Origin of the sequence: Paenibacillus sp. MY03 (assembly GCF_002165585.1) — a bacterium.
Classification (GTDB): Bacteria; Bacillota; Bacilli; order Paenibacillales; family Paenibacillaceae; genus Pristimantibacillus; species Pristimantibacillus agaridevorans.
This window is the reverse complement of record NZ_MXQD01000028.1, coordinates 1-14,897: the sequence shown is the minus strand read 5'-3', so window position 1 is coordinate 14,897 and position 14,897 is coordinate 1. Positions and strand designations below refer to the sequence as shown.

Here is a 14,897-nt window from a genome sequence, read left to right as displayed (position 1 = left end):
TAGCCAGGAGGGATTACGATGTCCAAACCAAGCAGCCGAATCGGTGCCGCCGGCGGGCGGCAGAAGCGCGTCGCGAAAACGTCGCCGACAGCCGGAACTCCGAGTCGGCGGCCGCGCTCAGAGCCGGCGCCCGAGCGGATGGCCAATGCCCCGGAGAAAGCGAAGCTCAGCTCGCTTTTGCAGTCCTCCGGACTTGTCTCTCAGCCGCATGAGGGAAAGAAGGACTGGAAGGCGGCGATTCAGCGTTATGTCCGCTTGTACAATCAAGCGGAGACGGATCAGCATGCGCGGGTCCTGACGGATTACGTACTCGATCCCGTTCACGGCGAACGATTCGGCAAACGGCTGCAGAGGCTTCGCGAGCGGGATCTGTTCCGCGGCGTTCTTCCCGCGGGCAGCGAGACGAAAGCCGAGTTGATCCGAGTGAACGAGTCTGCCGGCGAAGTGTCCGTCCTGCTGCGCCTGCACGTAAAGCGCAGAATGGAACAGTCGGGATTATTCTACATGGAAGAGCGTTATGAAATCGAACGTCTCTGGCTAAGGCTTGCGGACGGGGGATGGCAAGTCATGCAGATCGAACCCGTCATTGCCGAACGCCGTCCCAAGTACGGGGCATCCGTTCATGAATGGCAAGAGGAGCAGGAATCAGCTCCTGACGCCGCGGCGATCGCGCCGTCAATGCCTTACTTAAATTATGACCTAATGCCGGGTTTCAAACTCCGGTCTGCAGCTATTCGTTACAGGAGGGATTTGGCTGCCGCCTATGCTGATCGTTGGTGGAACGAAGGCAACCCGGCTTATGAGCTGTTCGAGGTGAATTGCACGAATTACGTTTCCCAATGTCTCTTTGCAGGCAATGCAACGATGGACTATACTGGTAGAAGGGGCAGCGGATGGTGGTACAAGGGCCGCAACAAAGGCCAGGAGTGGTGGAGCTACAGCTGGGCGGTCGCCAATTCCATGACGGCGTTTTTGAGCGCCGCCCGCAAATCCGGACTTCGCGCCATTATGGTGCAATCGGCGGGCGAGCTCGGGCTCGGCGACGTCATTACTTATGATTGGAATGGCGACGGGAGATTCCAGCACAGCACCATCGTCACCGCCTTCGATTCCGCAGGCCAGCCGCTCGTGAACGCCAATACGGTCGCCAGCAGGCACCGTTACTGGGATTATCGCGATTCTTATGCTTGGACGCCTGCGACAAGATATCGTTTCTTCCATATCTCCGATATGATCTGATGTTGATTCGGCATGGCAGCGCAGGCGACCTGAGCGCAAATATATAAACGTACCGGAGGATTGCCATGGGGAGCAAAGTTAGAGTAGGTCTTGTATACGGGGGGAAATCCGGAGAGCACGAGGTGTCTCTACAGACGGCATTCGCCGTAATGGGCGAGTTCGATTACGGACAATACGAAATCAAACCTTTTTATATTACAAAGCAAGGCGAATGGAAGAGCGGTCCCGTTTTGCTGTCTCCGCCGGAGTCGGCGGAGGCGCTGAGATTCCAATCCAGCGAAAACGGCTCGTCCGGCTCGCTGGCGCCGCTGTTTGCTGCGCTTGACAACGGTTCGGGACAAGTTGGCCATACGGCAATCGTTCCCGGCGGCGAGGCGCATATTAGCGGACAGACTAACGTTATCGCGATTAGCGGCGATACGCCGGCCGAGGCGCCGATCGACGTCATGTTCCCGCTCTTGCACGGCACGTTCGGAGAAGACGGCACGATCCAGGGTTTGTTCGAGATGGCGAATATCCCTTATGTAGGCGCCGGCGTTCTCGCCTCTGCCGTAGGGATGGACAAGATCATGATGAAGAAGGTATTCGCGCAGGAGGGACTGCCGCAATGCGTCTTCCGGTATTTCAACCGCACGCAATGGGAGAAGGACGCTTCCTTTTTCATTATGGAATGCGAAGTGTCGCTCGGCTATCCTTGTTTCGTAAAGCCGGCCAATCTGGGCTCCAGCGTAGGCGTGTCCAAGGCTCGCAACAGGGAAGAACTGATCGAGGCGGTTAATTATGCGCTGCGCTTCGACCGCAAGGTCATCGTCGAGGAGTTTGTAGACGCGCGCGAGATCGAGGTTAGCGTCCTCGGCAACGACGAACCGAAGGCATCCGTGCCCGGCGAAATTGCGCCTTCTAATGAATTTTACGATTATAAGGCAAAATATATCGATGGCAAGTCCAGCATGATCATTCCGGCAGAGCTGCCGGAAGGGATCGCGGAGCAAGTACGCGAGCTGGCCGTGCGGGCATTTCTGGCGATCGACGGCTCGGGACTATCGCGCGTGGATTTCTTCCTGCGCAAGGAAGACAACAAGCTGTTCATTAACGAGGTCAATACGCTGCCGGGCTTTACGCCATTTAGCATGTACCCGCTCATGTGGCGCGAATCCGGACTGCCATATAAAAAGTTGCTTACCAGCTTGATCGATCTGGCTGTCGAACGCCATGCTGCCAAGCAACGCATCGATTACACGGGAGAAAGCGTGCAATAAATGCGAGTTCAAAAAGCAGGAAGGGACTTTCGGCAGCGGCCGGGGCGCGCAAGAAGCGTCTCGGCTGTACCCGTCCATATAGAGCAATTATGATTACAGCTAATCGATATACAAGGGAGGCATACATATGGGATTCGAGACGGAGTTTAACTCGGTATGCAAGTTTAAGTCGGAGCAGGAGTTATATGAATTGTTGGAGTACGGCAAGGGCAAGATGGTAAAAAGCGGTTTCCGCGTTTTCCCGACAGGGCAAAAGGTCATCGCCTATACGCCAGGCAACCAGGCAATTGCCATCGTACGCATACTGGCGTCGATCGCGGAGATCAATTTCCAGGGAGAAGAAGTCACCCAAGTGGAGATGGAGCTTGTGCGCAAGCTGACGGAAGAAGAATCAAGGGTGCAGACAGCGCTTGCGCACGAAATGTTTTTCGGAGAGCGGGAATAAACCATGATTGTAAGGTTCGGATTCGTCGCCATGAGTCTGGTCGTCCAGAACGCCTCGCCTTCCCGCACTCAGACTTATGCCAACTTCTCGAAGCTGGGCGATCGCGATGCGGCGCTCAGAAGGCTGGAGAGGCTGGCAGAAGAGAACTTGGGGAGCACGCTGCGGATTCTGAAACATTGTATGGCGCACGATATTCGAATGTATCGGTTCTCCTCCAAGCTGATTCCGCTCGCCACTCATGATGCATTGTTAGACTGGGACCCGTTCCAGGCGTTGCAAGAGGCCTTTCGCGAGGTGGGCGATTATGCACGGAAGCAAGGCATACGTGTCTCCTTCCATCCCGATCACTTCTGCGTATTCAGTACGCCGCGTCCCGAAGTGCTGCAGAGCTCCATCAGGGATATGGAGTACCATGTAAGGATGCTTGAAGCAATGGGGCTGGACGAGCGCAGCAAAAATAACATCCATATGGGCGGCGCTTATGGAGACAAGCCTGCTTCGGCCGAACGTTTCGTTCGCCAATTCGGAGAGCTGGAAGATCGAATAAAGCGGCGTGTGACGCTCGAGAACGATGATAAGACGTTTAACGTAAAGGAGACGCTGGCAGCGGCCGAGGAGGCAGGCGTGCCCATGGTGCTCGACATCCATCATCACGCCGTTAATCCAGGCGACATTCCGGAGGACGAGCTTACAGAAGCGCTTTGGCCCCGCATCTCGGAAACCTGGCGGATAGAGCGGGACAGACTGGGACTCGGCACTGAGCGGGAGTTGCCTCCCAAGATTCATGTCTCCAGTCCCAAGAGCCTGTCCGATCCGCGCGGCCATGCCGATCTGGTTGCTGCGGAGCCCGTGCTGGCCTTCTTGCGGCAAGCGGCGCGAACGACGTCGGCGCTTGATTGTATGCTGGAGGCGAAGCACAAGGACGCAGCGCTATTACGGCTGATGGAGGATCTGAAGGAGCTGGAGCGGAGAGGCGAAGGGGTAAAGGTGCTGGACGGCGGCTGTGTGGAGATTGAACCGAACGGATAATAATGGCATGGTTCTACGATTGAGAATTTTGCCAAAGCGATTCGGAATAGATAAGGTGGCTTTCAAAGAATGGAATGGATTTTGTTAATGCTGCTGGGCGTTGTGGCTGCCGCTTTCGGCAGTCTCGTCGGGTTGGGCGGGGGGATCATTATCGTTCCCGGCCTGCTCTTATTCGCCCCGACGCTGATCGGCGAACCGATCGAACACGCGACGGCAGTCGGTATTTCGCTTACGGTATTGATCGTGACGGCGCTTGCTTCAACATTAAGCTACACCAAGAGGGGAATTGTGGACTACAGAAGCGGCCTGCTTTTCTTTATTACGAGCGGACCTGCTTCCATTTTGGGGGCGGCACTGACCGGCCTTATGCAGGCGGGCGTGTTCCAGCTCTTGTTCGGTTCGCTGATGCTGCTTCTGGCAGGTCTATTGATCGGACGGGACTATATGAAACCGTTTGCGAAGGAGTGGCCGATCCAGCGTTCGATCACAGATGCGCAAGGAAACGTTCATACGTATGGATACGGTCTATGGTCGGCTCTGGCTATTGGATTTTGCGTCGGCTTGATCTCCGGATTGTTCGGCATAGGCGGAGGTTCCTTGTTCGTACCTATGATGGTGCTTCTCTACCGCTTCCCGCCGCATGTAGCGACCGCTACGTCCATGTTCGTCATCTTCCTCTCTGCCATTCTGGGGAGCGGCATGCATGTAGCTTTAGGCGAGATTGACTGGCTGTTAGTGGCTGCGCTCGTTCCGGGAGCCTGGATTGGAGGACGGATCGGCGCGCGAATCGCAGTAAAGCTGAGCGGTAACAAGCTGCTGTGGCTGCTTCGAATTACGCTGCTGGCGCTTGCGATCCAGCTCATATTCGAGGGTGTATCATCCGTCTGACGGATAGCAGGCATTCGATGGATTACGATGAAACCAGTCACGGGCAACGGACGTATTATAATAAGATGAGTAGATATGAACGGAAAAAGATGAATTCGAAATGGACAACTACCTCTATAGCTGGGAGAGTGATAGACTTGAACGAAAGCAGTAACGGCTCGATCATTGGCGGCAAGAGCTTTACCGCGGTTGCCATCAACTGCGCCGCCAAGGCGGGCGAATGGATTATGACCAAGCTGGGCGGCTACTCCAAGCTGGAGCTCAAATATTCGGCTCACGACCTTGTGACCGAGGTGGACAAGGGCTCGGAGCGGCTGATCCGCAACTTGATCGGAACGCACTTCCCCCATCATTCTTTCTTGGGCGAAGAAGGCGTAGAGCCTGGACCGGAAGCGTCGTCGAGAGCGCTTGCAGAGATGAGCGACGCGGAATACTTATGGATCGTCGATCCTATCGACGGCACGACTAATTTCGTGCACGGCTTCCCATTCTTCTGTGTTTCTATTGCGTTAGCCTATCAGGGTGAAGTCATCGTAGGCGTCATCTATGATCCGTGCAAGGACGAATTGTTTGTGGCGGAGAAGGGGAAAGGCGCTTACGTGCATGGCAAAAAAATGAGCGTCTCCGGAGAAGAGACGCTGCGCGGCAGTCTGATCGCGACCGGACTGCCGGCGGATCATCATTATGCGCTGCCGCTTAACTTAAAGGGGATCCAGAGCGTGGCGCCGGAGGTACGCAATCTTCGGATCGCAGGATCCGCGGCGATACATCTTGCATATGTCGCAGCCGGCAGGCTCAGCGGCTTCTGGGAGATCGGCCTCAGCAGCTGGGATATTGCGGCAGGAGCGCTGCTCGTACAGGAATCCGGCGGGTTGGTAACGGACACGCGTGGCCGTCCCTATAATCTTGCGGTTCGGAATATAGCCGCAACGAACGGGCTTGTGCATGCTGAACTGCTAGACAAGCTGGCCGGAGCGGAAGCGGTCGGATAATGGGACTTTCCGTCCATATAGCCGATGAAGTTAATCATGTTCGAAGGATAGGACAACAGAGACGCCAAGGCGCTATGTTGTCCTTGTTTGTTAGAGGGTTAGAGGGGGCGACGAACGTTGCGCGCTGATCGAGCATGATGTGAGTGCTGCGTTCATGAAGAGAGTATAGGGAGGATGATAGGATGTCCAGAACGAAGAAGGGGGCTTTTGCATGGATGCTCAGCCTCGCGATTCTGGCAGGCTGCAGCGGGCCTGCGAATGAAGAGAGGGATTCGAGTTCACACCCATCTGCGGTAACAACGGAAACGACCGAGCCGACCTTGGCGCCTACCGAGAAGCCGAGTGCTGCCGAAGAGCCTGTCGAGAGTGGCGAGGGAGAGCCATACGTCGTATTGGCCGAGAAGCTTCGAATTCCTTGGTCCATTACGATTTATGGATCCGAGTTCATTGTGACAGAGCGTGAGGGGCATATCGTCGTCATCGCCGACGGGCAGCAGAAGCGTCAGAACGTAAGGCTGGAGAAGGCCGTCCTTCATCGCGGAGAGGGAGGTATGCTAGGCTTCCTGCTGGCGCCGGACTTTGACCAGTCCCAGCTCGCGTATGTATATCATACATACGAGGAAGGAGGCAAGGCGTTGAACCGCATCGTGCAGCTTAAACAGGAAGGCGCCGAGTGGTCCGAACAGAAGGCGCTTCTGGAAGGCATTCCCGGCAGCGGCAACCATAACGGCGGCAGACTCGCCATCGGGCCGGACGGCATGCTCTACGCGACGACGGGCGATGCGGAAAATCGAAGCGAAGCGCAGAACCGGGACAGTCTGGCCGGCAAAATATTGCGGATGACGCCGGACGGGGATATCCCGACCGACAATCCGTTCCCGAACTCATACGTATATTCGTACGGACACCGCAATCCGCAAGGGCTGGCGTGGACGAAGGACGGCAGCATGTACAGCACGGAGCATGGCCCGTCGGGCAATCCTGGCGGACATGACGAGATTAACGTCATCCAGCCTGGCGCCAATTACGGCTGGCCGACCGTCTATGGAGACGATAAGAAGGAGGGACTGACGCCTCCGGTATACCATACGGGAAACCCCGCGATCGCGCCATCCGGTACGGTTATCGACGACGAGGGAAGGCTGGTCATCGCGACGCTCCGAGGCGAGGCGATCTACCGATATACGCCTTCTACAGGCGAGATGGCGGTTATTCACAAGGATGAAGGACGGATCCGGGACGTCAAGCTGGTCGGCGACAAGCTCTATTTCATCACCAACAACACCGACGGTCGCGGGGGAATCTCCTCGGAGGCGGAAGATCGGCTGGTTGTTATGGATTATCCGTCTTGACGAGGATGGGGGAGAACTCACCTTATAAGGCGGCGTGTGATTATGGCTACACGGGTGTGCATGGGTCTCGAACTGCAGTTTCATTTGATTGTCATCTAGATTGCTTGCCGCGCAAACAGCCTGTCTCATCGATGAGACAGGCTGTTTGGCGCGGTGCGGTGTTATCGATTCGATGCTTCCAACGTGTAGCGGAACAGCTCCATCAACTCGATCCGCTGAAGCTCCTCCAGCAGGACTCGGGTATCCTCGGCGGCTTTGCCGGATTCCTGCAAGGAGATGATGTCGACGAAGTCGTCCGTATTCCAGCCGTCGACGTCCCGGAATCGTTTAAGGGCGTTAACAATGGGATTGGCGGGAAAAGAGTCTAATCCGGGCTGCGTCGACAACCACTCCGCAATAGCAGATCGTGTGCGCTCCTTGACGGAATGGCGGCCCGCTTGGCGGAACCAATACTTGCTGTTCCAGAAATCTTGCTCCATCCGATGCATGATCGCATGCCAGTAGCTTCCCGTTGCGTCGTCTTCGATCTGCTGGGCGTAAGAGTGGGAACGATCCAGACTGTCGTTGCGAAGATGCAGGCCGGCCATCAGGGCGATGTCTTGCTTGTTCGCAGGCGGATACTTCTTCCCGAGCTTTACGATATCCTCGTCAAGGTTTGCGTCCCATACTTCGGCAGGCGATAACGGCGCCGTCTCGCGGCGTTTGTCCAAACGTTTCACAATAGCCAGCAACTCTTCCTTCATCCTCCAAGCAGCTCCTCTCCCGAATGGAATGTTTCTTTTGGTAATGGGTCGTGACTCCCGTACCGCCTCACCGCGCGTAGGGTTGCACGCGGTGCAGAAATTACAGCTGCGCCATAGCTTTTTTGGCGGCTTCGATCGTTGCTTCGATATCGGCATCCGTGTGCGCGGTCGTCAAGAACCAGGCTTCATACTTCGACGGCGCAAGATTGATGCCCTGATCCAGCATGGCGCGGAAAAAAGAGCCGAAGCGTTCGCCGTCCGTATCCTGCGCCTCGTCGTAGTTCGTGACGGGATGATCGCAGAAGTGGGCGGAGAACGAGCCGCGGATCTGGTTAACCGTCAGCGGAATTCCGTTCGCGGCCGCAGCTTCCCTCATTCCGTCAGCCAACTTGGTGGCCAGACGATCCATCCGATCATAGATGCCCGGCTCCTGCAGCACTTCCAGGCAGGCGATGCCGGCGGAGATGGAAGCCGGGTTGCCTGCCATCGTTCCCGCTTGATAAGCGGGGCCGAGCGGCGCGACCTGCTCCATAATTTCGCGGCGTCCGCCGTAAGCTCCGATAGGGAGGCCGCCCCCGATGATTTTGCCCAGCGCGGTGAGATCCGGTTCGATCGCCTTGTGATCAGGGAAGGCATGATAGGTTTGCGACGATCCGTAGTGAAAGCGGAATGCGCTAATTACTTCGTCATAGATCACAAGCGCTCCTGCATCGCGCGTCAGCTTGCAGAGACCCTCCAGATAGCCTTCATGCGGCATCACCATGCCAAAATTGCCGACAATCGGCTCCACCATAACGGCGGCGGTATCGTCGCCCCAGCGCTCCAGCGCTTCCTTAAGCGCGTCCAGATCGTTGAACGGAACGGTGATAACCTCATGGGCTATGCTTGTCGGAATACCCGCGCTGTCCGGGATGCCCAGCGTGGATGGACCCGAACCGGCCGCGACGAGGACAAGATCGGAATGGCCATGGTAGCAGCCGGCGAATTTTATGATTTTGTTCCGCTTCGTATAGGCTCTGGCTACTCGGATCGTCGTCATGACGGACTCCGTGCCGGAATTGACGAATCTCACCTTGTCCATGGAAGGGATTGCTTCCTTGAGCATGCGGGCCAGCTTGATTTCGAGCTCGGTCGGCGTGCCGTACAGCGTGCCGTTGCGCACGGACTCGATAATGGCCTCCGTAATATGCGGATGGGCATGTCCTGTAATGATGGGGCCGTAAGCGGCCAGATAGTCGATATATCGATTGTCGTCGACATCCCAGAAGTAGGCGCCTTCGGCGCGTTTCATAAAGACAGGCGCGCCGCCGCCGACGGCTTTGTAAGAGCGGGAAGGGCTGTTGACTCCGCCGACGATATGCTGAAGCGCTTCTTGATAAAGTCGATCCGAGGTTGGACGATGAATGGTCATGAGTAGGAGAACCCCTTTCGAGTGGAGATGAATAGTTAATAAGGTTAATAGCTGGAGCTCGCGAGCGCTGAAATTGGTGCGAATAAGCGTTTAATACGCCTGTGTAGCTCCTCACGAGCGCCGAAAGTAGGGTGTATAGGCGTATATAACGCGTATGTAGAGGCTGTCGATTCATTGTGGACGGCAGCGCAGTGAAGTAAAGGCTGATCGTAACGGACACCACAGTCGCTATTTCGCAAAAATGGGGCCTGTTTTAATTGTAACGGACACAGACGACCTTACTTCCGTCAAAACCGCATAGAATGGGCGGCGCTGCACCAAATAGCATCATCTGAGTCCGTTAGATTTTCAATATCGCGAAAATGCTGCAAATAGAGGCTCTGAGGTCCGTTAGCGAAAGTTGAACGTTTCAGCTCCGTTACTCACAATGAATCGACAGCCTCATGTAGCTCGCGAGCGCCGAAAGTGGTGCGTATAGGCGATTATAACGCCTATGTAGCTTGCGAGCGCCGAAAATGGGCGGTATAGGCGTTTAAAACGCCTATGGAGCTTGCGAGCGCCGGAAATGGGGCGTATAAGCATTTATAACGCCTACAACTTAGCCGGAACAAGGAAATAGAGCACATAGGTGCTCTATTCATTTTGCGCGATATAGGTTTGCAGGGCCCGACGTCGCTCTTAAGTAGATGATCATGAGGGGCGACTGGTCTTGCGCCTCGTTAGCGGGCGGAAGAACTCGAGCCGGAGCGGTTTGAAGTTTCGGAAGAACCGGAGCCGCTATTCGTGCCGCCACCATCGCCCTCCGATGATCCGTCCGCCGCGGGCGACTCCGAAGGCACCGGGATCGTCTCGTCCGTCGACAGGATTTCCTGCACGAATCCGATCAGCGCGTCTTCGTCGCGAATGCCGATGACGGACGCGCCGCCTACATGCTCTTCGCTGACAAGCTCCATCGGAGGGATTTGAGCCGTACCGCCGACATGACTCTCTACGCCTAGCTGTCCAAGCTTCAGCATATCTCCCACGGTCAAGTTCGTCTCGATATAAGGCGAAACGCTCTCCAGAATTTCTTTCATTCGGATCAGGTTCCAGCCGGACTGCAGCTCGGAGGCAACAGCCTTAAGGAAATTACGCTGACGCTCCGTCCGCGTATAATCGCTCATGGCGTCGTGACGGAAGCGTACGTACTGAAGCGCCTTGTCGCCGTCCAGCAGCTGGTAGCCTTGCTTCAGATCGATGTCGTAGCGATTGCCGTCCGCGTTGTCCGTATAGCGCATATCTTTCTCAACGTCGAAGTAGATGCCGCCGATCGTGTCGATAAGCGATTTAAACCCTTCGAAGTCGGTGTAGACGAAATACTGGATTTCGAGGCCAAGCAGGTCGCCAACCGTCTTCATGGCGAGGTTAGGTCCTCCCATTGTAATGGCGGAGTTGATGCGCCCCTTGCCGTGGTCTTCGATTCTCGCATAAGTATCTCGAAGCACGGAGAAAAGATGGGCCTTCTTCGTGACGGGATCGAACGATGCGACCATCATGGAGTCGGACCGCGCGATTCCGTTCTCGTCCGCGTCGCGGGCGTCGCCGCCCAGCAGCAGAATGTTCACGCGCTCCTTGCCTTCCCACTTGGGAACCTCGACGGGCTTCTCGGGAGTGACGTCGGTGAACCGGGACTTTTCCGGCTCCTTCTTAAAATCATCTAGCGCGCTGTAGACGCCGACTCCCCAATAGACGAGGGCCGCGACTACGGCAACGATGATGATCGATAAAGTAATGATAAGCCACTTCCAACGTGACTGTTTTTTAGGGGTTTCTGACCGCGTACGCATTGCGTTTAATAGGTCTCCTTTCGAATAGACGCCAAGTGGATTCAGATCATGGTTTTGCCGCTGCTATAGATTAAGGCTGCATAGGACTTCCCTGTAACCTTCCGTTTACGACCCACGATAACTGAGGTATGATTACATATCATAAAATTATAAAGCTCAGGCGCATATAGTTGCAAGTTTTATCATTTGGGGTACAATATAATCGCTATTTCCCAGGAAATGTCGAAGCGAGAGGGGCTGCTACAACGCAATGTTAGCTATTGATGTCAAAGATTTGCGCAAGGACTTCCGCGTGCAAAAGAATAGAGAAGGACTCTCCGGCGCCTTCAAGGATCTGTTCAAGCGAGAGTATCGGGAGGTCCGTGCGGTAAAAGATATTTCGTTCCGGATTTCGCAGGGCGAGATTTGTGGATACATAGGAGAGAACGGCGCCGGCAAGTCGACTACGATCAAAATGCTGACGGGCATTCTTGTGCCCACAGCCGGTCAATTAAAGGTGAACGGTTACGTCCCGTTCAAGGATCGCGAGAAGTTCGTGAACGGAATCGGAGTCGTCTTCGGCCAACGTTCCCAGCTTTGGTGGGATATCGGCGTTATCGAATCGTTCCAGCTGCTTCGCAAGGTGTATCGGGTGTCAGAACCCGACTTCCGCAAGCGGCTCGACAATCTCGTCGAAAGGCTGCAACTGGGCGATCTCCTGAACCGCCCCGTCCGCAAGCTGAGTCTCGGTCAGCGGATGCGCTGCGAGTTGGTGGCGTCGCTGCTGCATAATCCGTCGATCCTGTTTCTCGACGAACCAACGATCGGCCTCGATATCGTCGTCAAGACGGAAATACGCGACTTCCTTATGCAGATGAACAAGGAAGAAGGAACGACGATTTTGCTGACGACGCATGATCTGCAGGACATCGAGGCGTTATGTTCCCGGGTTATTATGCTCGATGACGGGCAGATCATCTACGATGGAGGTTTGGAGGATCTTAAAGCCAGGTGGAGCAAAGGCCGCGAGATCCAGTTTCAATTCGCCGCCCATACGCCGATTGCCAGGCTGAGCGGATTGACCGAAGGGCTGGATGTGTCATGGAGTATCGAAAACGACGTGACTGCCAAGCTGTTCGTGCCGCATTCCGTCAGCGTATCCGACGCGATGGCAAGAGTCGTCGGGGGAGCGGATATTCGCGACATTAAAATTTTCGAGACGAACACGGACGAGATCGTCCGGGCGATCTACCAATCCGGCTCAGCAGAGGCGGCAGCGGCGAAAAAGGAGATCGCTTCGTCATGACGAGTGCCTATCTGGATTTTATTCGCATCCGGTTCCTGATGATGCTTGCTTATCGCGTAAATTATTACAGCGGCATCGTAATTTATGCCATTAATATCGGGGCGTATTACTTTCTGTGGCTGGCTATCTACGGAAGTCAGGAGTCGCTGGCGGGGTTCACCGTTCCCCAGATGACGACTTACATCGCGGTTTCGTGGATGGCTCGGGCGTTTTACTTCAACAATCTGGATCGGGAAATCGCGAACGAGATTCGCGACGGCAGCGTATCCGTGCAGCTTATTCGGCCTTATTCTTACTTGCTGGTTAAGATGATGCAGGGCTTCGGGGAAGGGTTGTTCCGCTTCATGCTGTTTATGATTCCGGGGCTGGCGATCGTATGCCTGCTGTTCCCGGTAAAGCTTCCGACCGATCCTGTCGTTTGGCTCGTGTATCTGGTCATGCTGTTCTTCAGCTTCCTGATTAATTCGCAGATTAATATTTTGACGGGACTGTTCGCCTTTTTCGTCGAAAACAACGAGGGCATGATGCGGATGAAGCGGGTCATGGTCGATTTGTTCTCGGGCGTCGTCGTGCCGATCGCCTTTTTCCCGGGCTGGTTGTCGGGGATAATGCAGTGGCTTCCGTTCCAGGCCATCACGTATTTGCCGAGCTCGGTCTTTACGGGGCGGACCCCCATCGGCGAAGCCGCGGGAGTGTTCGGACTTCAAGCGTTCTGGTTCTTGCTGCTGCTCGTTCCGATCGGGCTGACATGGCGTGCAGCTCGCAAGCGGCTGTTCGTGCAAGGGGGTTAAGACATGATTCGATATATGGCTTTATTTTGGGAGTATATCAAAAACTATGCCAAAACAAGGCTCACCTACCGCGCCGACTTCTGGATCGAGGTCATCTCCGATCTATTGTTCCAAGGGATGAACCTTATCTTTATCCTCGTCGTGTTCCAGCACACGCCTACGCTCGGCGGCTGGTCGGAGGCGGAGGTCGTGTTCGTATATGGCTTCTTTATGATTCCGTACGGCGTGTTCAGCACGTTCTTTGGCATCTGGAACTTCAGCGAACGTTATATTGTCAAAGGCGAGATGGACCGCGTTCTGACGCGTCCCGCGCATAGTCTGTTCCAGGTGCTGCTGGAGAATGTTGATCCGCCATCGCTGATCGGCTCCTTGGTCGGAGCTATCATTATGGGGCTTTGCTGGGCGGAGCTCGGCTTGCCGTTCGGCGTGCTTGATGTGCTGGTGCTGCTGCTGCTCGTCCTTGGCGCGGTACTGATCTATGCGGGTATGTATACCGCGCTGAGCGCGATATCCTTTTACTCCGACGCCCCGACGGGCATCGTGCCGCTGATCTACAACATTCAGAATTACGGGCGTTACCCCGTGAACATTTATAACAAAATCATCCGCTTTTTCCTCACCTGGCTGCTGCCGTTCGCGTTCGTGGGGGTTATCCCGGCATCGTTCTTCCTGGAGAAAAAAGCAGATGACTTGTCGCAGCTTGCTTTGCTGACGCCGGTCATGGGACTGATCGTATTCGGACTCGGGCTTGCACTATGGAATCACGGCGTGAAGCGGTATCGCGGGGCGGGATCTTAGATTGCGGATGGGCTGAGAGAGGAGAGAGAAACGATGACGCTGGAAATAGGCAAAAAAGCACCTAAATTCAAGCTGCCTGCTTCGACTGGCGAGACGCTGTCGCTTATGGATTTGCGGGGGAAGCAGGTCGTTCTGTTCTTTTACCCGAAGGATATGACGCCGACCTGCACGGAGCAGGCTTGCGATATGAGAGACAACTATGGCGAGTTCGAGAACCACAATACGGTGGTGCTCGGCATCAGCACGGACAGCGTGAAGTCGCACTTGAACTTTATAGCGAAGAAGGAGCTGCCGTACGTACTGCTGGCGGACGAGGCGCACAAGGTATGCGAGCAGTACGGCGTTTGGCAGATGAAGAAGCTGTATGGCCGAGAGTACATGGGCATCGTGCGTTCGACATTCCTGATCGATGCGAAGGGCAATCTGGTCCGCGAATGGCGCAAGGTCAAGGTGAAGGGCCACGCAGCCGAAGTACTGGAGGCCGTCAAGACGCTGAACGCGAGAGCCAAGCGGAAGTAGCCGCTTAAGCGTTGCGATGCGAGCGGAGAGGCGGTTTGCTGGGCCGGTGGCGGCGCTGAGGCGAGCGAGATTGTCGGCGGGACCGGCTTAAACTTGCGTCTGCGCTCGGTTGGCTGCCTTTAAGTCGGCGGGACCGACTTAAACTTGCGTCTGCGCTCGGTTGGCTGCCTTTAAGTCGGCGAGATCGACTTAAACTAGCGGATACGCTCGGTTGGTGACCTTTAAGTCGTTATGGCCGACTTAAACTTGCGGTTACGCACGGTTGGTGGCCTTTAAGTCGGTATGGCCGACTTAAACTTGCGGTTACGCATGGTTGATGG

At 55.4% G+C, this 14,897-nt stretch carries 14 protein-coding genes; 11 read left to right on the top strand and 3 right to left on the bottom strand.

Translation table 11 applies throughout. The features are described from left to right. Positions 1 to 18 precede the first annotated feature (18 nt). From B1748_RS20510 to B1748_RS20480, 7 genes are all read left to right on the top strand, one after another. Positions 19 to 1,239 (top strand): amidase domain-containing protein, encoded by a 1,221-nt coding sequence (locus B1748_RS20510; RefSeq protein WP_256975793.1) that lies wholly within the window; start codon positions 19 to 21, stop codon positions 1,237 to 1,239. 65 nt (positions 1,240 to 1,304) lie between these two features. Continuing rightward, entirely contained in the window at positions 1,305 to 2,498 is a 1,194-nt protein-coding gene (locus B1748_RS20505; RefSeq protein WP_087569813.1) for a D-alanine--D-alanine ligase, read from the top strand. A 127-nt stretch (positions 2,499 to 2,625) separates the two neighbouring features. After that, positions 2,626 to 2,943, top strand: a complete 318-nt coding sequence (locus B1748_RS20500) for a hypothetical protein (protein ID WP_087569812.1) — start codon at positions 2,626 to 2,628, stop codon at positions 2,941 to 2,943. A gap of 3 nt (positions 2,944 to 2,946) precedes the next feature. Next, entirely contained in the window at positions 2,947 to 3,972 is a 1,026-nt protein-coding gene (gene uvsE, locus B1748_RS20495; protein WP_087569811.1) for a UV DNA damage repair endonuclease UvsE, read from the top strand. Positions 3,973 to 4,041: 69 nt separating this feature from the next. Beyond that, the gene (locus tag B1748_RS20490) at positions 4,042 to 4,860 is read left to right on the top strand and encodes a sulfite exporter TauE/SafE family protein (RefSeq protein ID WP_087569810.1); all 819 of its coding nucleotides are present in this window, start codon (positions 4,042 to 4,044) and stop codon (positions 4,858 to 4,860) included. A 137-nt stretch (positions 4,861 to 4,997) separates the two neighbouring features. Then, a complete protein-coding gene (locus B1748_RS20485; protein ID WP_256975792.1) occupies positions 4,998 to 5,852 on the top strand; it encodes an inositol monophosphatase family protein in 855 nt (284 codons plus the stop codon). 182 nt (positions 5,853 to 6,034) lie between these two features. Beyond that, entirely contained in the window at positions 6,035 to 7,204 is a 1,170-nt protein-coding gene (locus tag B1748_RS20480; RefSeq protein WP_087569809.1) for a PQQ-dependent sugar dehydrogenase, read from the top strand. Between the two features lie 161 nt (positions 7,205 to 7,365). Here B1748_RS20480 and B1748_RS20475 read toward each other — a convergent pair whose 3' ends face one another. The 3 genes from B1748_RS20475 to B1748_RS20465 form a co-directional block, all read right to left on the bottom strand. Then, complete coding sequence (locus tag B1748_RS20475) at positions 7,366 to 7,947, bottom strand: hypothetical protein (RefSeq protein WP_087569808.1); 582 nt, start codon at positions 7,945 to 7,947, stop codon at positions 7,366 to 7,368. 100 nt (positions 7,948 to 8,047) lie between these two features. Then, on the bottom strand, positions 8,048 to 9,358 hold the full coding sequence (locus tag B1748_RS20470; protein WP_087569807.1) for a glutamate-1-semialdehyde 2,1-aminomutase: 1,311 nt from the start codon (positions 9,356 to 9,358) through the stop codon (positions 8,048 to 8,050). Positions 9,359 to 10,077: 719 nt separating this feature from the next. Beyond that, positions 10,078 to 11,184: an LCP family protein gene (locus tag B1748_RS20465; RefSeq protein ID WP_087569806.1), complete on the bottom strand. Its 1,107-nt coding sequence runs from the start codon at positions 11,182 to 11,184 to the stop codon at positions 10,078 to 10,080. Positions 11,185 to 11,434: 250 nt separating this feature from the next. Between B1748_RS20465 and B1748_RS20460 the strand changes: the two genes are divergently transcribed. From B1748_RS20460 to bcp, 4 genes are read left to right on the top strand one after another with little or no spacing between them, the layout of a single operon-like run. Beyond that, entirely contained in the window at positions 11,435 to 12,469 is a 1,035-nt protein-coding gene (locus B1748_RS20460; protein WP_087569805.1) for an ABC transporter ATP-binding protein, read from the top strand. After that, a complete protein-coding gene (locus B1748_RS20455; RefSeq protein ID WP_087569804.1) occupies positions 12,466 to 13,260 on the top strand; it encodes an ABC transporter permease in 795 nt (264 codons plus the stop codon). The genes B1748_RS20460 and B1748_RS20455 overlap by 4 nt, the downstream gene beginning before the upstream one ends. Positions 13,261 to 13,266: 6 nt before the next feature. Beyond that, positions 13,267 to 14,058 carry an ABC transporter permease gene (locus tag B1748_RS20450; RefSeq protein WP_087569897.1) on the top strand — a complete coding sequence of 264 codons (792 nt, stop codon included), beginning with the start codon at positions 13,267 to 13,269 and terminating at the stop codon, positions 14,056 to 14,058. Between the two features lie 33 nt (positions 14,059 to 14,091). Further along, positions 14,092 to 14,577 (top strand): thioredoxin-dependent thiol peroxidase, encoded by a 486-nt coding sequence (bcp, locus tag B1748_RS20445; protein WP_087569803.1) that lies wholly within the window; start codon positions 14,092 to 14,094, stop codon positions 14,575 to 14,577. The last annotated feature ends 320 nt before the right edge of the window (positions 14,578 to 14,897 follow it).